At 72.3% G+C, this 16,610-nt stretch carries 16 protein-coding genes; 7 read left to right on the top strand and 9 right to left on the bottom strand.

Translation table 11 applies throughout. The features are described 5' to 3' along the window. The first annotated feature begins 129 nt into the window (after positions 1 to 129). The 3 genes from FGG90_RS07440 (at position 130) to FGG90_RS07430 (ending at position 3,471) form a co-directional block, all read left to right on the top strand. Positions 130 to 1,125, top strand: coding sequence for a carbohydrate ABC transporter permease (locus tag FGG90_RS07440; RefSeq protein ID WP_094128546.1), 996 nt, complete (start codon positions 130 to 132; stop codon positions 1,123 to 1,125). Continuing rightward, positions 1,122 to 2,024 carry a carbohydrate ABC transporter permease gene (locus FGG90_RS07435; protein WP_094128549.1) on the top strand — a complete coding sequence of 301 codons (903 nt, stop codon included), beginning with the start codon at positions 1,122 to 1,124 and terminating at the stop codon, positions 2,022 to 2,024. The genes FGG90_RS07440 and FGG90_RS07435 overlap by 4 nt, the downstream gene beginning before the upstream one ends. 70 nt (positions 2,025 to 2,094) lie before the next feature. Continuing rightward, positions 2,095 to 3,471 (top strand): extracellular solute-binding protein, encoded by a 1,377-nt coding sequence (locus tag FGG90_RS07430; RefSeq protein WP_094128552.1) that lies wholly within the window; start codon positions 2,095 to 2,097, stop codon positions 3,469 to 3,471. Positions 3,472 to 3,495: 24 nt separating this feature from the next. On the opposite strand, the gene trhA is transcribed toward FGG90_RS07430, so the two are convergent. Further along, positions 3,496 to 4,239 (bottom strand): PAQR family membrane homeostasis protein TrhA, encoded by a 744-nt coding sequence (trhA, locus tag FGG90_RS07425; RefSeq protein WP_094128555.1) that lies wholly within the window; start codon positions 4,237 to 4,239, stop codon positions 3,496 to 3,498. 81 nt (positions 4,240 to 4,320) lie between these two features. Here trhA and FGG90_RS07420 point away from each other — a divergent pair, with 81 nt between their 5' ends. Beyond that, entirely contained in the window at positions 4,321 to 5,106 is a 786-nt protein-coding gene (locus FGG90_RS07420) for an isoprenyl transferase (protein ID WP_094128558.1), read from the top strand. A 246-nt stretch (positions 5,107 to 5,352) separates the two neighbouring features. Further along, entirely contained in the window at positions 5,353 to 6,699 is a 1,347-nt protein-coding gene (locus FGG90_RS07415) for a PhoH family protein (RefSeq protein WP_237583568.1), read from the top strand. Between the two features lie 78 nt (positions 6,700 to 6,777). On the opposite strand, the gene FGG90_RS07410 is transcribed toward FGG90_RS07415, so the two are convergent. The 5 genes from FGG90_RS07410 to xseA form a co-directional block, all read right to left on the bottom strand. Next, on the bottom strand, positions 6,778 to 8,205 hold the full coding sequence (locus FGG90_RS07410) for a class II fumarate hydratase (protein WP_094128561.1): 1,428 nt from the start codon (positions 8,203 to 8,205) through the stop codon (positions 6,778 to 6,780). 80 nt (positions 8,206 to 8,285) lie between these two features. Further along, positions 8,286 to 8,933, bottom strand: a complete 648-nt coding sequence (locus FGG90_RS07405; protein WP_094128564.1) for a carbonic anhydrase — start codon at positions 8,931 to 8,933, stop codon at positions 8,286 to 8,288. Beyond that, a complete protein-coding gene (locus tag FGG90_RS07400) occupies positions 8,930 to 9,661 on the bottom strand; it encodes a DUF4245 domain-containing protein (RefSeq protein WP_094128567.1) in 732 nt (243 codons plus the stop codon). The genes FGG90_RS07405 and FGG90_RS07400 overlap by 4 nt, the downstream gene beginning before the upstream one ends. 2 nt (positions 9,662 to 9,663) lie before the next feature. Beyond that, entirely contained in the window at positions 9,664 to 9,906 is a 243-nt protein-coding gene (locus FGG90_RS07395) for an exodeoxyribonuclease VII small subunit (protein ID WP_012038920.1), read from the bottom strand. A gap of 10 nt (positions 9,907 to 9,916) precedes the next feature. Continuing rightward, a complete protein-coding gene (xseA, locus tag FGG90_RS07390; protein ID WP_094128570.1) occupies positions 9,917 to 11,233 on the bottom strand; it encodes an exodeoxyribonuclease VII large subunit in 1,317 nt (438 codons plus the stop codon). A 103-nt stretch (positions 11,234 to 11,336) separates the two neighbouring features. On the opposite strand from xseA, the gene FGG90_RS07385 reads away from it, so the two are divergent. Further along, on the top strand, positions 11,337 to 12,371 hold the full coding sequence (locus FGG90_RS07385) for a 4-hydroxy-3-methylbut-2-enyl diphosphate reductase (RefSeq protein ID WP_043560941.1): 1,035 nt from the start codon (positions 11,337 to 11,339) through the stop codon (positions 12,369 to 12,371). Continuing rightward, positions 12,368 to 13,195, top strand: coding sequence for a DUF6264 family protein (locus FGG90_RS07380; protein WP_094128573.1), 828 nt, complete (start codon positions 12,368 to 12,370; stop codon positions 13,193 to 13,195). The genes FGG90_RS07385 and FGG90_RS07380 overlap by 4 nt, the downstream gene beginning before the upstream one ends. A 100-nt stretch (positions 13,196 to 13,295) precedes the next feature. Here FGG90_RS07380 and fbaA read toward each other — a convergent pair whose 3' ends face one another. The 3 genes from fbaA to FGG90_RS07365 form a co-directional block, all read right to left on the bottom strand. Next, positions 13,296 to 14,321: a class II fructose-bisphosphate aldolase gene (gene fbaA / locus FGG90_RS07375; protein ID WP_094128576.1), complete on the bottom strand. Its 1,026-nt coding sequence runs from the start codon at positions 14,319 to 14,321 to the stop codon at positions 13,296 to 13,298. 105 nt (positions 14,322 to 14,426) lie between these two features. Next, positions 14,427 to 15,806, bottom strand: a complete 1,380-nt coding sequence (locus FGG90_RS07370; protein ID WP_094128579.1) for a DNA recombination protein RmuC — start codon at positions 15,804 to 15,806, stop codon at positions 14,427 to 14,429. Between the two features lie 88 nt (positions 15,807 to 15,894). Continuing rightward, positions 15,895 to 16,524, bottom strand: a complete 630-nt coding sequence (locus FGG90_RS07365) for a 3'-5' exonuclease (protein ID WP_094128582.1) — start codon at positions 16,522 to 16,524, stop codon at positions 15,895 to 15,897. Positions 16,525 to 16,610 lie beyond the last annotated feature (86 nt).

Here is a 16,610-nt window from a genome sequence, read left to right as displayed (position 1 = left end):
CAGGGGGCGCCGGCCGTCGCTCGTCCGCCCGTTCGCCACCTGCGCGACTCCCGCCATTAACCCGCCCTCCGTACCTTGGCCAGGCACGGAGGGAACGTTCCCTCCTCATCCCGAACGAGGAGGTCCGACGTGACGCACGCCCCCGCGCCCACCCGGGTCGCGCCGACGCCGGAGGCGGTGACGGCACCGAGCCCGACGACCGTCCGCCCGGCCGGCACGCGCCCCGGCTCCGGTCCGCGTCGCCGCCGACCGGGCCGGATCCGCGACGGGCTCCTGTTCCTCGCCTTCGTCGGCCCCAACGTGCTGCTGCTCGCGGTCTTCACGTACAAGCCGCTGCTCGAGTCCTTCTACTACTCCACGCTGCAGTGGAACATCGGCTCGCAGGTGGCGCGCGAGGTCGGGCTCGCCAACTACGTCGCCTGGTTCCAGGATCCCCAGACGCCCACGGTCGTCGGCGTCACGCTGGTGTTCACGGGCGTCACGGTCGTGGGCTCGATGGTGCTGGGGCTCGGGGTCGCCGTCCTGCTGAACCGGAGGATCCGCCTGCGCGGCCCCGTCCGCACCATCATCGTCGCGCCCTACGTGCTCTCGGGCGTGGCCGTCGGCTTCCTCTGGCTGTACGTCTTCGACCCGAACTTCGGCCTCGTGTCCGCGGGCCTCACCGCCCTCGGCCTGCCGTCGCCCGGCTGGTACAGCGACCCGGGCGCCGCCCTCGCGATGGTCACGACCGTGCAGGTCTGGCGCGACCTCGGCTACTGCGCGCTCATCTACCTCGCGGGCCTCCAGGCCGTGCCGAAGGACCTGCTCGACGCGGCGTCCCTCGACGGCGCCGGCCGGATGCGCACCTTCGTCCGCATCGTGCTGCCGATGCTCAGCCCGACCACGTTCTTCCTCAGCGTGACGACCCTGCTCAGCTCGCTGCAGACCTTCGACCTCATCAGCGCCATGACCAAGGGCGGCCCGCTGCAGGGCACCACCACGATGATGTACCAGATCTACCACGAGGGCTTCGTGGCCGGACGGGCCGGCTACTCGTCGGCGGTCGCCACGATCCTCTTCCTCGTCCTGCTCGTCGTCACGCTCGTCCAGCTCGTCATCGTCCAGCGGAAGGTGCACTACTCGTGACCGCGACCCTCACCCGGCCGGAGCCCGCGGCCGCACCCGACGCCCCGCGCCGCCGCAGCGTCCGCCGACCCGCCGGATCCGCCCGCCCGCCCCTGGCCGGCACCTACCTCGCGCTGGCCCTCGCCGTCGTCGTCATGCTGCTGCCGCTCATCTGGATGGTGCTCACGAGCTTCAAGGGGTTCAGCGAGATCTACTCGCTGCCGCTCACGATCCTCCCGTCGTCCTTCGCGCCCACGAACTACCAGACGGCGTCGGACACGGTCTCCTTCTCTACGCTCGCGACCAACAGCGTCATCAAGACGGTGGTGGGCTCCGGACTCAAGGTGCTGCTCGGGCTGCTGACGGCGTACGCGCTCGTGTTCATCCGCGTGCCGTTCAAGAACGTGTGGTTCGGCGTCGTGATCCTCGCGCTCCTCGTGCCGCAGCAGATCGTGATGATCCCGAACTACCAGGTCATCGCGGGCCTCGGCTGGATCAACACCTACCCGGGCCTCATCCTCCCGGGCGTCGCGAGCGCCTACGGCACCTTCCTCTTCCGCCAGCACTTCCTCACGCTGCCGGGCTCCGTGCTCGAGGCCGCCGCGATGGACGGCGCCGGGCACCTGCGCCGCCTCCGCTCGTTCGTGATCCCCATGTCGGGCCCCACGATCGCCGCCGTCGCGCTCGTGTCCGTGGTCGGCGAGTGGAACGACTACCTCTGGCCGCTGCTCGTCACGACCGACCCGCGCATGATGACGCTCCCCGTGGGCCTCACCCTCCTGCAGGACACGACGGGCATCACGAACTGGGGCGTGCTCATGGCCGGGACGGTCATCGTCACGCTGCCCGTGCTCGCCGTCTTCCTGGTCTTCCAGCGGCGCATCGTCGGCGGCCTCACCGCCGGCGCCGTCACGGGCTGAGCCCGCGCGCCGCCCCGCCCTTACCTCCCTCTCCCTCTTCCCCCGCACCGACCCGATCCCCAGGAGAAGCATGCCCATCGACCCGCGCTCGGCCTTCCGCGCCGCCGCCTCCCGCCCGTTCGACCGCCGCGACGTCCTGAAGATGGGCGCCGTGCTCGGCGGCACCGCGTTCCTCGCCGCCTGCTCCGGCCCCTCGGTCGGCGGCCCGGCCGCGACCGCGGCGCCCGACACCGACTGGGAGGGCGTCCAGCCCGCGACCGACATCACCTGGTGGACCACGCACCCCGGCCAGACCTCCGAGCTCGAGGCGCAGTTCGCCGCCGACTTCCTCGCCAAGACGGGCATCACGGTCAACGTCGTGACGGGCGGCGCGAGCTACGACGAGATCGCGCAGAAGCTGCAGGCCGCCGCGGGCACCGACAGCATGCCCGACATGGTGAACGCCAGCGACACCTGGTGGTTCCGCTACATGGTGAACAAGCAGTCGATCGCGATGGACGGCCTCATGGCGCACCTCGACTTCCAGCTCGACGACTACAACAAGGTGTTCCTGGACGACTACCTGTACGACGGCAGCCGCTTCGCCGTGCCGTACGCGCGTTCGACGCCGATCTTCTACTACGACAAGTCGATCTGGTCGAAGGCCGGCCTGCCCGACCGCGCGCCCGACACCTGGGCGGAGCTCGAGGAGTGGGCGCCGGCCATCATGAAGGTGACGGGCGGCGCGCCCGCCGTCCGCCTGCCGCAGGGATCCATCGGCACCTGGGCGATGAGCAACGTGCTCTGGGGCCGCGGCGGCCAGTACTCCGACGGCTGGGACCTCAAGCTCGACCAGCCCGAGACGCTCGAGGCGGCCGGCTACGCCCGCGGCCTCGTCTTCGACTCCAAGATCGCGAACGTCGCGGCGGCCAGCGGCGACACCGCGGTCGACTTCGCGGGCGGCCTGGCGCCGTGCACCATCGCGTCGGCGGGCGCCGTCGGCATCGTCACCGCGAGCGCCAAGTTCCCCATCGGCACGGGCGTGCTCCCCGGCGGACCGCAGGGCCAGTTCGTCCCCACGGGCGGCACGGGCCTCGCGGTGGTCGGCAGCAAGACCAAGGAGCAGCAGCTCGCCGCCGGCATGTTCATCAAGCACGTCACCGAGGTCGACCAGCAGGTCGCCTTCGCCAAGAAGACGGGCTACGCCCCCGTGCGCACCTCGGCCGGCCAGTCGTCCGACCTCACGGGGTTCTGGGCGTCGAACCCGGCGTTCCGCACGGTCTACGACAGCCTCGAGCACGTCCGCTCGCAGGACTGGGCGCGGACGCTGATCCCCAACGGCGACACGTACCTGCAGCAGCCGTGGGCGCAGATCCTCACGCAGGGCGCGGATCCCGCCGCCGTGTTCCCGGCCGCCGCCACGCAGCTGACGAGCGCCTACACGGAGAACGTGCAGCCGTACCTGTAGCGGGTGCCCGACGCACCCGCCCGGTCAGACGACGGGCGGGTGCGTCGCCACGAGCAGGATGCCCGTCCAGTGGCAGAGGAACGCCATGAGGGTGAACGCGTGGAAGATCTCGTGGAAGCCGAAGCGGCCGGGCCAGGGGTTCGGCCGCTTCAGCGCGTACGCGACGGCGCCGACCGTGTAGGCGAGGCCGCCCGCGAGGATCAGCGTCATCATCGCCGCGTCGGCGCGGAAGAAGTCGACGATGAACACCAGCGACGCGTAGCCGAGCACCAGGTAGAGCAGCACGTAGAGCCAGCGCGGGGCGTGGATCCAGAACACGCGGAAGAGCACGCCGAGCGCGGCGCCCGACCACACCAGCCAGAGCAGCAGCACCGACTTCTCGTGCGGCAGCGCCAGCACCGTGATGGGCGTGTAGGAGCCCGCGATGAGCAGGAAGATGTTGGCGTGGTCCATCCGCTTGAGGAGGATCTTCGCCCGCGGCGACCAGTCGAACCGGTGGTAGACCGCGGAGACGCCGAACAGCAGCAGCGACGAGGCGACGAACACGGCGCACGCGATGCGCGCCGCGGCGCCGTCGGCCACCGCGATGAGCACGATCCCGAGCACGAGCGCCACCGGGGTCATGCCCGCGTGCAGCCAGCCGCGCCAGGTGGGCTTCGGCTCCGGGCCGACGTCCTGCGCGTCCTCCACGAGCGGGAGGTGGGCGACCGACGCGTCCTCCTCCGGGGTGTCGCCGAGCGGCGAGGGGGAGGAGGCGTCGCGCGTCATCCTGCGAGTGTAGGACAGCCCGGGGGACGTCACCCGGGCGGGCGATCCGGGCTCCCGGGCGCGTGGGATAGCGTTGCCTCCGTGCGAGAGAAGCCGATCCGACCGTGGCGCGGTCTGCTCTACCGGGCGTACCAGAAGCGCATCCGTCGCGGCCTCGACCGCAGCTCGCTGCCGCACCACATCGCGATGATCCTCGACGGCAACCGCCGCTGGGCCCGCCAGCTGGGCCTCGAGTCCGCCGCCCACGGGCACCGCGCCGGCGCGGCCAAGTTCCTCGAGTTCCTGGAGTGGTGCGACGACCTCGACATCAAGGTCACGACGCTCTACCTGCTCTCCACCGACAACCTCACGGGCCGCGGGAGCGACGAGCTCACGGCGCTGATCGACATCATCGGCCAGCTCGCGGAGGACCTCTCGGAGCACCGCGACTGGCGCGTCAAGCACGTGGGATCCGACGAGGGCCTGCCGCCGGAGCTCATCGCCCGGCTCGACGCCTCCGAGGAGCGGTCGAAGGGGAACGCCGGTTTGCACATCAACCTCGCGGTCGGCTACGGCGGGCGCACCGAGATCGCGGACGCCATGCGGAGCATCGTGCAGTCGCACCACCTCGCGGGCGGCACGCTCGAGGACCTCGCGGCGCTCCTCACGCCCGACCTCATCGGCGAGCACCTCTACACGGGCGGCCAGCCGGACCCGGACCTCGTGATCCGCACCTCGGGCGAGCAGCGCATCAGCGACTTCATGCTGTGGCAGTCGGCGCACAGCGAGCTCTACTTCATGGAGGCGCTGGGGCCGGACCTCCGCGAGGTCGACTTCCTCCGCGCCCTCCGCGACTACTCCTCGCGCCAGCGCCGCTTCGGCTCCTGAGGCGGGCGCCCTGCTGTGCCGGCGCCGCCGGCGCCGCCTCGACGGCCCGCGCGGAGCAAGAGTTAATGTCCACGACACATCCGGACCCGCGTCGCTCTGGTCACCGCAGCGGTGCGCGACGTAGGTTCCACTCATCGGGCATGGCGCCCGATCGAGAGGGCCGCAGGATCTCTTCTCGCCACCGTGGCCCGATCGCCGTCAGGATCCGAGCGCGAACGCTCGGGGATGGAGTGGCCCGTGGCCCCGATGGACAGCCAGAGCAGCACCGCTCGACGTGACAGGACCGGGGAGGGGACGCCGCAGGCCGAGCGCACGTACGTGCTCGACACCTCCGTCCTCCTGTCCGACCCGCGCGCGTTCTTCCGCTTCGCGGAGCACGCGGTCGTCATCCCGGTGATCGTCATCACCGAGCTGGAGTCGAAGCGGAACGACCCGGAGATCGGCTACTTCGCCCGCCAGGCCCTCCGCCACCTCGACCAGCTCCGCGAGGAGCACGAGCGGCTCGACTTCCCCATCGAGGTGGGCGACGCCGGCGGCACGCTGCGGGTCGAGCTCAACCACTCGAGCATGGCGGGCCTGCCCAACGGCCTCCAGCTCGGCGACAACGACTCCCGGATCCTCGCGGTCGCCCTCAACCTCTCGACCGAGGGCCTCGCGGTCACGGTCGTCTCGAAGGACATGCCGCTGCGCGTGAAGGCCGCCTCCATCGGACTCATGGCCGAGGAGTACCGCGCCGAGCTCGCCGTGGACAGCGGCTGGACCGGCATGGCCGACGTCACCCTCTCCGCGGAGCAGATGGCCGACCTCTACGACAGCGGCACGGTGCAGACCCGCGCCGTCGGCGACCTGCCCGTCAACACGGGCGTCGTGCTCCGCTCCGACCGCGGACCCGCGCTCGGCCGCGTCGTGCGCCGCGGCACCGTGCACCTCGTCCGCGGCGACCGCGAGGTCTTCGGCCTGAAGGGCCGCTCGGCCGAGCAGCGGCTCGCGATCGACCTGCTCCTCGACCGCGAGGTGGGGATCGTATCCCTCGGCGGCAGCGCCGGCACGGGCAAGTCGGCGCTCGCCCTCTGCGCCGCGCTCGAGGCGGTGCTGGAGAAGCAGCAGCACCGCAAGATCATGGTGTTCCGGCCGCTGTACGCGGTGGGCGGCCAGGAGCTCGGCTACCTGCCGGGCGACGCGACCGAGAAGATGAACCCGTGGGCGCAGGCCGTGTTCGACACCCTCGGCTCGGTCGTCTCGCAGAACGTCATGGACGAGGTCGTGGAGCGCGGGATCCTCGAGGTGCTGCCGCTCACCCACATCCGCGGGCGCTCGCTGCACGACGCGTTCGTGATCGTCGACGAGGCGCAGTCGCTGGAGCGGAACGTGCTGCTCACGGTGCTCAGCCGCATCGGCCAGAACTCGCGCGTGGTGCTCACGCACGACGTGGCGCAGCGCGACAACCTGCGGGTCGGCCGGCACGACGGCGTCGCCAGCGTGATCGAGACGCTGAAGGGCCACGAGCTGTTCGGGCACATCACGCTCACGCGCTCGGAGCGGAGCGCGATCGCGGCGCTCGTCACCGGGCTGCTCGACGGCGACCCGATGTGATCCGCCCGCCCCGCGCATGACGACGGGCGCCGGTCCCCGCGGGGATCGGCGCCCGTCGGCGTCCGTGCGGGGCTGTGGCTACAGGCCGGGCGCCGTCATCCGCAGCACGTCGAGGCCCTGGTCGAGCTGCTCCTCGGTGATCTCGCCGCGCTCGACGTAGCCGAGGTCGACGACCGCCTCGCGCACCGTCATCTTCTGCGCGACCGAGTGCTTCGCGATCTTCGCCGCCGCCTCGTAGCCGATGATGCGGTTCAGCGGCGTGACGATCGACGGCGACGACTCCGCGAGCGCCCGCGCGTGCTCCTCGTTGACGCGCAGGCCGTCGACGGTCTTGTCGGCGAGCAGGCGCGTGGAGGAGGCGAGGATGCGGATCGACTCCAGCAGCGACGAGCCCATGACCGGGATCGCGACGTTGAGCTCGAACAGGCCCGAGGCGCCCGCCCACGCGACGGTGGCGTCGTTGCCGATGACGCGCGCGCACACCATGAGCACGGCCTCGGGGATGACCGGGTTGACCTTGCCGGGCATGATGGACGACCCGGGCTGCAGGTCGGGGATGTGCAGCTCGCCGAGGCCGGTGTTCGGGCCCGAGCCCATCCAGCGGATGTCGTTGCAGATCTTGGTGAGGCTCACCGCGAGGGTGCGCAGCGCGCCGGACGCGTCGACGAGGCCGTCGCGCGCGCCCTGCGCCTCGAAGTGGTCGAGCGCCTCGGTGACCGGCAGGCCCGTGTCGTCCGCGAGCACCTGGATGACCTTCTGCGGGAACCCGAGCGGCGTGTTGATGCCCGTGCCGGTGGCCGTGCCGCCGAGCGGGACCTCCGCGACGCGGGGGAGGGCCGTGCGGACGCGCTCGATGCCGAGGCGGATCTGGCGCGCGTAGCCGGCGAACTCCTGGCCGAACGTGACCGGGGTCGCGTCCATGAGGTGCGTGCGGCCGGCCTTGACGAGCCCCTTCCACGCCTCGGCCTTGGTCTCCAGCGACTCCGCGAGGTGCTCGAGCGCGGGGATCAGCTCGGCGAGGAGCGCGCCCGTGACGGCGACGTGCACCGAGGTGGGGAAGACGTCGTTCGACGACTGCGACGCGTTGACGTGGTCGTTCGGGTGCACGGGCTTCCCGAGCGACGCGGTGGCGAGGGCCGCGAGGACCTCGTTCATGTTCATGTTCGAGCTCGTGCCGGAGCCCGTCTGGTACACGTCGATGGGGAAGTGCTCGTGGTGGGATCCGCCCGCCACCTCGTCGGCGGCCGCGACGATCGCCTCGGCCACGTCGGCGTCGAGGATGCCGAGCTCCCCGTTCACGATCGCGGCGGCGCGCTTGATGCGGGCGAGCGCCTGGATCTGCGCGGGCTCGAGCCCGCGGCCGGAGATGGGGAAGTTCTCGACGGCGCGCTGCGTCTGGGCGGCGTACAGCGCGTCCTTCGGGACCCGCACCTCGCCCATCGTGTCGTGCTCGACGCGGAACGCGTCCGCGCCGTTCGTCTCGGTTCCGGGGGAAGTGTCGACCACGCTGTTTCTCTCTCCTTCGGGACGGGTGATGCACCGGACCGCGGGGGCCCGGAGTGAGGGGGTCGGTGCGGACGGCCCCTCTAGCGAGGGATGTCGCCCACGATGACGTCGGGCACCGCGGTGCCCTCGAGGAGCTTGTAGTTGGCGCCGACGATGGCCAGGCTACCGGCCGCCACCCGGTCGGAGATCATCTCGGACGCCTCCAGCATGCGGGTCACGGTGCCGCGCAGGTGCTCGCGGCCGACCTCGCCGGCGTCGACCTCGGAGGGCACGACGGGGTCGCCCGCCACGCGGCGCACGGCGGGCCCGATGGCGGAGATGAGGTTCGCGATGTGCGGCGGCAGCGCCTCCGCATCCGGCGCCGCGCTCTCGATGGCGGCGCGCACGGCGCCGCACTCGTCGTGGCCGAGCACCACGATGAGCGGCACGCCCAGCACGCCGACGGCGTACTCGAGGCTGCCGAGCACCGAGTCCGAGATGATCTGGCCGGCGTTGCGGATCACGAAGAGGTCGCCGAGCCCCTTGTCGAAGATGATCTCGGCCGCGAGGCGCGAGTCGCTGCAGCCGAAGAGCGCGGCGACGGGGCGCTGCACGTGGGCGAGCGCGGCCCGGCGCTCGACGTCCTGCCGCGGGTGCTCGGGCGTGCCGGCGACGAAGCGCGCGTTGCCCTCGACCATCTCGGCCCACACCTCGGCGGGCGCCTGCACGGTCTCGTCCTGATCGGTCATCCCTCGATCCCCTCCCCGGGTGCGGTGGTGCTGGTGGTGGTCTCGTCGGTGCTCGTGCCGCCGCTGCCCGTGGGCGCGGGCGTCGACCCGGCCGGGGTGGCGCGCGCGGCGGCGACCGCCTCGATCGCCGTGCGCAGCTCGTTGGCGTCGGCCGTGCCGTAGATCGCGTAGGTGCTGTCGCCCTCGACCGCGCTCGCGGCCAGGACGACGTTGCCCGGGTCCTCCGCCTGCGCGTTGTCGTAGAGCGTCCACTCGAGGCCGCCGATCTCCTCGGAGCTCACCTCGGGCGCGGACTGCAGCGTCTCGTCGAGCCAGGTGGGGTTCGCGTCGATGCCCTGCGAGATCCCGATGTAGCGGTTGCTCGGCGTGATGAGGCCGATGTACCAGACGGCGACGCCGTCGCGGCCGGCCGGGCGGATCTCCGCGTCGTTGCTCTTCCACGCGGTCGGCAGGTCGGGCACGACGAGCGGCGTCGGGAAGCCGCCCTGCGCCTCGGCGGCCGCCGCGCCGTAGTCGACGTCGGGCAGGATCGTGGTGTTCGAGCGCGGCACCAGCGCGATGATGACCGCGACGGTCGCGACCGTGACGATGAGCGAGTAGAGCAGGTTGCGGAACGTCTGCTTCGCGCGGTGGCGGCGGGAGTCGGCGGCCTTGCGGGCGGCGGTCTCCTCGGGCGTCTCCGGGCGGCCGAGCTCGGCGACGACGTTCGGCGTGCGGGGCTTCGCCACGGTCAGCCGGCGTCGGACGCGGTGGTGCGGGCGGCGTCGAGGCGCGCCTTGGCGCCGAGCAGCCACTCCTCGCAGCGGGCCGCGAGGGCCTCGCCGCGCTCCCACAGGGCGATCGACTCCTCGAGCGTGGACGCGCCCTGCTCGAGGTCGTTGACGACGCGCACCAGGGCGTCGCGCGCCTCCTCGTAGCTGAGCTCGGAGACGTCGGGCAGGCGTGCGCCGGTGTCGGCGGGGCTGGTGGGCATGGGGGTGATCCTAGCTTTCGGCGCCGGACGCCGGCCGGGCGCCCGCGGCGGGGGAGGCGGGCAGCCGCGCGGCCGACGACGGGATGTCGTCGGTGGGGCCGGTGGAGGTGGCGCCGAGCGCGCCGGCCGCGAGGCGCAGCACGAGGCCGGTGCCGTCGGGGGCGTCGGCGGGGGCGCGAAGGGCGGATCCGTCGGCCGTCTGCACGATGGCGTAGCCGCGGTCGAGCACGTGCTGCGGCGAGAGCGTGCGGAGCTGCCGGGACAGCTCGCTCGTCTGCTGCATCCCGCGCTCGACGACGCGGCCGGCGAGCTCCGCGGACCGGGCGATGTAGCGGCCGAGCTCCTCGGCGCGCGAGTCGACGATCCACGCCGTGCTCGTGAGCACCGGGCGCGACCGCAGCTGCTCGATCCGGTCGATTTCGCCGCGCACCTGGCTGGTGAGCCGCATGCCGATGCGGGCCCGGGCCTGCTGCACGCGCGACAGCTCCTCGGAGACGTCGGGCACGACGCGCTTCGCGGCGTCGGTCGGGGTGGAGGCGCGGAGGTCCGACACGTCGTCGAGCAGCGGCCGGTCGGCCTCGTGCCCGATCGCGCTGACGAGCGGCGTGCGGCACGCGGCCGCCGTGCGCACGAGCTGCTCGTCGCTGAAGACGAGGAGGTTCTGGAAGTCGCCGCCGCCGCGCGCGACGACGATGACGTCGACCTCGGGATCCTCGTCGAGCACCCCGATGGCGCGCGTGACCTCGCCCGCGGCCCGGTCGCCCTGCACGGCGGTGTGGACCACGCGGAAGCGCACGCTCGGCCAGCGCAGCTGCGCATTGCGGAGCACGTCCTTCTCCGCGTCGGAGTCCTTGCCGGTGATGAGGCCGATGCAGCCGGGGAGGAACGGGAGGCGGCGCTTGCGGTCGGCGTCGAACAGGCCCTCCGCGCGCAGCGTCTGGCGGAGGCGCTCGAGCCGCTCGAGCAGGTCGCCGAGGCCGACGTGGCGCATCTCCAGCACCTGCATCGTGAGCGTGCCGCCCTTGACCCAGTAGTTGGGCTTCACGAGCGCGACGACGCGGGCGCCCTGGCCGAGGTCGGCGGGGATCTTCGCGCGCACCGACGACCAGACGGTGAAGCTGATGGTGGCGTCGACGTCGAGGTCCTTGAGCTTGCCGTAGACGTTGCCGCCGGATCCGCCCCACTGGGTGATCTCGCCCTCGACCCAGGCCGTGCCGAGCCGGTCGATCCAGCCCTTGACCTTGCCGGAGAGCACCGAGACGGGCCAGGGCGCGTCCACCGTGGGGGCACCGGCCGCGGGCATCGACACCGTGCGCGTCTCGCTCATCCGTCCACCCCGCTCGACGCCCAGATCGGGCGCATACAATTGACACGTGACTACAGCGACCACTGACCAGCGACTCGTGGGAGCACCCGTCGTCAGCCTGTCGATGCCGCGGATGCCCGGCGTCCGCAACAGGCTCAAGGATAACCCGGTGGCAGGACCCAAGAAGGTCCTGCTCGCCGCTCCCCGCGGGTACTGCGCGGGCGTCGACCGCGCGGTCGTCGCCGTCGAGAAGGCCCTGGAGCGCTACGGCGCCCCCGTCTACGTGCGGAAGCAGATCGTCCACAACGTGCACGTCGTCTCGACGCTCGAGCGCATGGGCGCGGTCTTCGTGGAGGAGGTCGACGAGGTCCCCGAGGGCGCCCACGTCGTCTTCAGCGCGCACGGCGTCTCGCCGGCCGTCGTGCAGGGCGCGGCGGACCGCGGCCTCCAGGCCATCGACGCGACCTGCCCCCTCGTCACCAAGGTGCACCGCGAGGCCGTGCGCTTCGCCAAGGCCGACATGCAGATCCTCCTCATCGGCCACGAGGGCCACGAGGAGGTCGAGGGCACCGCGGGCGAGGCGCCCGAGCAGACCATCGTCGTCAACTCCCCGGAGCACGCCGACGTCATCGAGGTCAAGGACCCCGACAACCTGGTGTGGCTCTCGCAGACCACGCTCTCGGTCGACGAGACGATGGAGACGGTCCGCCGCCTCCGCGCCCGCTTCCCCAACCTGCAGGACCCGCCGAGCGACGACATCTGCTACGCCACGCAGAACCGCCAGGTCGCCATCAAGAAGGTCGCGGTCGACGCCGACCTGGTGATCGTCATCGGATCCGCGAACAGCTCCAACTCCGTCCGACTCGTCGAGGTCGCGCTCGAGTACGGCGCCAAGGCGTCGTACCGCGTCGACTACGCGTCCGAGGTCAAGCAGGAGTGGCTCGACGGCGTGCAGACGGTCGGCGTCACGAGCGGTGCGTCCGTGCCCGAGGTCCTCGTGCAGGAGCTGCTCGACGACCTGGCCGACGCCGGCTACGGCGACGTCACCGCGGTCGTGACGGCCGAGGAGGACCTCGTCTTCTCGCTCCCCAAGGAGCTGCGCAAGGACCAGTCCGGCAACACGGACTCCCGCGCCATCGGCGGGCGCACCCGCGCGTGAGCGACGACGACGGCACGCGCCGTCCCGGCCGACCCGCTCCGCGCTTCGGCGAGTACGCGGCGCCGTCGTCGTCGTCCCCGGACGCCTCGGGCCTGTCGGAGGCGGATGCGCGCATCGTCGCCGAGGCCGCGGAGTACCGGCGTGCCCAGGCCGAGCGCGACGCGCCCGCCGCCCCCGCCGGCCGCGGCGCGAAGAAGGGCGCCAAGGCGTCCGCGCCGCAGACCCTCGCCGAGCAGATGGCGGAGGAGCGCAAGGCCGCCCGCGAGCGGATGCTCGCCGAGCGCCGCGAGGCGGAGAAGGCCGCGGAGGCCGCACGACGCGTGGCGCGGCGCACGCCGTCCGCGAAGGCACCGGCACCCGCCCGCGACGAGCGGGACGGCACCCCGACGTCGGACGCTCCCCGTGAGGCGCCCGGCCGCCCCGGGTACCTCCCCGGACAGGCGCCGCGCCGCGCGCCGTGGCGCTTCGACGCGGCCATCACGATCGGCCTGCTCGCCGCGGGCCTCGTGAACGTGGTCGGCAGCATCGGCGCGAACGCGGATCCGGCGCGGGCCATCAATCAGTCCTACGCGCTGTTCGGCGGCGGCATGTACACGGCGACCGAGCAGACCTCGGTCATCGGCATCGCGGTCAACGTGGTGAACATCGTCGTGTTCGTGCTCACCGCGTGGATCGCGCTCGAGCTCGTGAAGCGCAAGCGCATCGCGTTCTGGGTGCCCATCGCGGGTGCAGTGCTCGCGACCGTGATCACGAGCCTCCTGGTGCTGTCGCTGATCGTGGCCGACCCGGCCTTCCAGCAGATCATGTCGAGCCGCGGTCCCTGACCGCCGCACCAGCGCGAACGACGGAGGGGCCGGTCCTGGTGGACCGGCCCCTCCGTCGTGCGCGACGCGACGCATCTCGCGGCGGCGCGCGCCGCGAGCGCTAGCTCTGCGACTTGCCGTGCGAGCCGAGCTGGCGCGTGGCCTCGACGACGCGGGCGGCCATGGCCGACTCCGCGGTCTTGCCCCAGGCGCGGGGGTCGTACGTCTTCTTGTCGCCGACCTCGCCGTCGACCTTGAGGAAGCCGTCGTACTTGCGGAGCACCGAGTCGGCGATGGAGCGGCTGAACGCGTACTGCGTGTCGGTGTCGATGTTCATCTTCACGACGCCGTTGCGCACGGCCTCGGAGATCTCGTCGTCGGAGGAGCCGGATCCGCCGTGGAAGACGAGGTCGAACGGCTTCTCGCCCGTGCCGTACTTCGACTGGATGCCGTCCTGGATCTCCTTGAGCAGCGACGGGCGCAGCTGCACGCCGCCGGGCTTGTACACGCCGTGCACGTTGCCGAAGGTGAGCGCGGCCATGTAGCGGCCCTTGTCGCCGAGGCCGAGCGCCTCGACCGTGGAGATGGCGTCCTCGAGGGTCGTGTAGAGGTGCGAGCCGGTGTCGTGGCTGACCCCGTCCTCCTCGCCGCCGACGACGCCGATCTCGACCTCGAGGATCGCGTTGATGGCCTTCATGCGGGGGAGCAGGTCCGTCGCGATGTCGAGGTTCTCGTTCAGCGGGATGGCCGAGCCGTCCCACATGTGCGACTGGAAGATGGGGTTGCGGCCCGCGCGGACCTCCTCCTCGCTGGCCTCGATCATGGGGATGACGAAGCCGTCGAGGGCGTCCTTCGGGCAGTGGTCGGTGTGCAGCGCCACCGTGATGGGGTAGTTCTTGGCGACCTCGGTGGCGAAGCGCGCGAACGCGAGCGCGCCGGCCGCGCGGTTCTTCACGGTGTGGCCGGAGAAGTAGTCGGCGCCGCCCGTGGTGACCTGGATGATGCCGTCGGAGCCGGCCTCGGTGAGCCCCTGGAGGACCGCGTTGATGGTCTGCGACGACGAGACGTTGACGGCCGGGTAGGCGAAGGCACCGGACTTGGCGCGATCCAGCATCTCGGCGTACTGCTCGGGGGTTGCTACGGGCATGGTGCATCTCCTTCGGCGGATCCACGGCGGCGCCGTGCGGCTGTCGCGGTGACCCGTGGGCCGGTGGGAGCGCATCCCGCGGCCGGGCCCCGCGTGGTCGCCACTCTACCCAGCGGGGGTGTCCGCGACCGGGGACGCGGGACGGGTGAACTCGTCGGCCGTGAGCTCGCGTGCGGTGGCCTCGAGCGGCTCGAGCGTGCCGATGACCTTGGACTCGTCGAGCCGGGTGAGGCGGCGGGCGGTGGGGAGCACCTGGCGCTCCAGGGATCCGACGACGCGGTTGTAGTCGCCCACCGCGCCGGTGAGCGAGCGGCCGAGCTTCGCGATGTGCTCGCCGCTCGTGGCGAGGCGCGCGTGCAGCTCGCGGCTGAGGTCGAAGAGCTGCTTCGCGTCCTCCGTGAGCACCTCCTGCTGCCAGCTGAACGCGACGGTCTTGAGCACCGACCACAGCGTGACGGGCGAGGAGAGAGCGACCCGGCGGGAGAACGCGAACTCCATGATGCTCGGATCCGCCTCCAGCGCCGACGAGACCAGCGACTCGCTCGGGATGAACGCGATGACCATCTCCGGGCTCGCGTCGAGCCCCTCCCAGTAGGCGCGGCTGCCGAGCGCCGTGATGTGGTCGCGCACCGCCTGCACGTGCTGCTTCATGAGCGCGTCGCGGCGGGCGCCCTCGGACCCGGTGGCGGAGGCGGGGATGGCGCTCGCCTCGAGGTACGCGGTGAAGGGCGCCTTCGCATCCACCGCGATGTGCTTGCCGCCGGGCAGGTGCACCACCATGTCGGGTCGGCCGACGCCCTGGGCGGTGGACACGGAGGTCTGCACGTCGAAGTCGACCCGGTGGATGAGGCCGGCCGCCTCCACGACGCTCCGCAGCTGCGTCTCGCCCCACACGCCGCGCGTGCTGTTGGAGCGGAGCGCGGAGGCGAGCGTCTCCGCCGTGGCGCGCAGCCGCTCCTCCGCCTCGGTGGCGCTCCGCAGCTGCTCGCTCAGCTCGCCGTGCTGCTGCCGGCGCTGCTCCTCCAGCTCGTGCACCTTCGCCTGCACCTGCTTGAGGCTCTCGGCGACGGGGCTGAGCGCGGTGAGCACGCGGCCGTCCTCCTCGGTGCGGGCGACCTCGGCGCGCTGGATCTCGCGCAGCCGGGTCTGCAGCTCCGCGATGCGGTCCTCCTGCTGGCCGATCTGCTCGCGGAGGTGGGACTCCTGCGCATCCAGCCGCTCGCGGTGCAGCGCGTCCTGCGCCTGCGCGCGCTCCGCGTACTGCGCCGTGGTCTGGGCGACCTGCTCCTCGGCGAGCCGTTCGGTGCGATCCAGCTGCTCGCGCAGCGCCTGGACCGTGGCCTCCGCGGCGGCGAGGCGCGCGGCCTCGCCCGCGGAGCCCGGCGCATCCACCCCCGAGCGGGCGCGGGACACGGCGAGCCCGACCACCGCACCCACGGCCAGGCCGATGACGAGGCCGACGAGGAGGGCGATGACGGGATCCATGCGTGCAGTGTGCCAGCGGCCCCCGACACGGCCGGGACGCAGGACGCGCGCCCGAGGGACGGATCCGGCCGGGGTCGCCTGGGGAGGATCAGGCCCAGTCGATGGGCGGCGTCGCGGCGGCCGACGCGCGCGTGACGGTCTGCGTGCGCGGCGCGCCGATGCGGCCCATGCCGACGCCGGCCGCTTCCGCGAGCCCCGTCAGCGACGCCGCTCCGTGCCGGCCGGCGGCGTGCACGACGATGGCGGCGCATGCCCGCGCATCCGCCAGCGCCTCGTGGTGCGAGAAGTCCTCGAACCCGGCGGCCCGCGCGGCGACCGGCAGCCGGTAGGAGTCCAGCTCGTAGGTGCGGCGCGCGACCTGGAGGCTGCAGAGGTAGGAGTACGGCGGCGGGATGAGCGCCGTCGCCTTGCACGCGCCCTGGATGACGCCCATGTCGAAGCGCGCGTTGTGCGCCACCAGGTGGTCGTCGCCCGCGAAGGCCATGAGGCGCGGCAGCTGGTCGGCCCAGCCGTCGGCACCAACCACGTCGTCTTCGACGATGCCGTGGATCCGCGTGTTCCAGACCGAGAAGGAGTCGTGCCCCGCGGGTGGCTGGATGAGCCACGACGCGGTCTCGACGACGACGCCGTCGCGCACCTTGACGAGACCCACCGAGCAGGCGCTCGCCGACGAGTTGTTGGCGGTCTCGAAGTCGATCGCGGTGAAGTCCAACGGCATGGGTTCGAGTGTTCCACGCACGACCGACGCCGGATCCCGGGACAGCCCAGCCCGGCGCGGGCGGGGGAGGAGCCGGAGGGCCCCGT

This window comes from Clavibacter michiganensis subsp. tessellarius (assembly GCF_021922985.1).
GTDB lineage: Bacteria > Actinomycetota > Actinomycetes > Actinomycetales > Microbacteriaceae > Clavibacter > Clavibacter tessellarius.
The sequence above is the reverse complement of the archived record's forward strand: the minus strand, read 5'-3'. Positions and strand labels throughout refer to the sequence as shown.

Bases quoted from the DNA above. Each gene is read 5' to 3' on its own strand.
- FGG90_RS07430 (WP_094128552.1), top strand. From the start codon at position 2,095: ATGCCCATCGACCCGCGCTCGGCCTTCCGCGCCGCCGCCTCCCGCCCG.
- trhA (WP_094128555.1), bottom strand. From the start codon at position 4,239: ATGACGCGCGACGCCTCCTCCCCCTCGCCGCTCGGCGACACCCCGGAG.
- FGG90_RS07415 (WP_237583568.1), top strand. From the start codon at position 5,353: ATGGACAGCCAGAGCAGCACCGCTCGACGTGACAGGACCGGGGAGGGG.
- FGG90_RS07405 (WP_094128564.1), bottom strand. From the start codon at position 8,933: ATGACCGATCAGGACGAGACCGTGCAGGCGCCCGCCGAGGTGTGGGCC.
- FGG90_RS07395 (WP_012038920.1), bottom strand. From the start codon at position 9,906: ATGCCCACCAGCCCCGCCGACACCGGCGCACGCCTGCCCGACGTCTCC.
- xseA (WP_094128570.1), bottom strand. From the start codon at position 11,233: ATGAGCGAGACGCGCACGGTGTCGATGCCCGCGGCCGGTGCCCCCACG.
- FGG90_RS07385 (WP_043560941.1), top strand. From the start codon at position 11,337: ATGCCGCGGATGCCCGGCGTCCGCAACAGGCTCAAGGATAACCCGGTG.
- fbaA (WP_094128576.1), bottom strand. From the start codon at position 14,321: ATGCCCGTAGCAACCCCCGAGCAGTACGCCGAGATGCTGGATCGCGCC.
- FGG90_RS07370 (WP_094128579.1), bottom strand. From the start codon at position 15,806: ATGGATCCCGTCATCGCCCTCCTCGTCGGCCTCGTCATCGGCCTGGCC.
- FGG90_RS07365 (WP_094128582.1), bottom strand. From the start codon at position 16,524: ATGCCGTTGGACTTCACCGCGATCGACTTCGAGACCGCCAACAACTCG.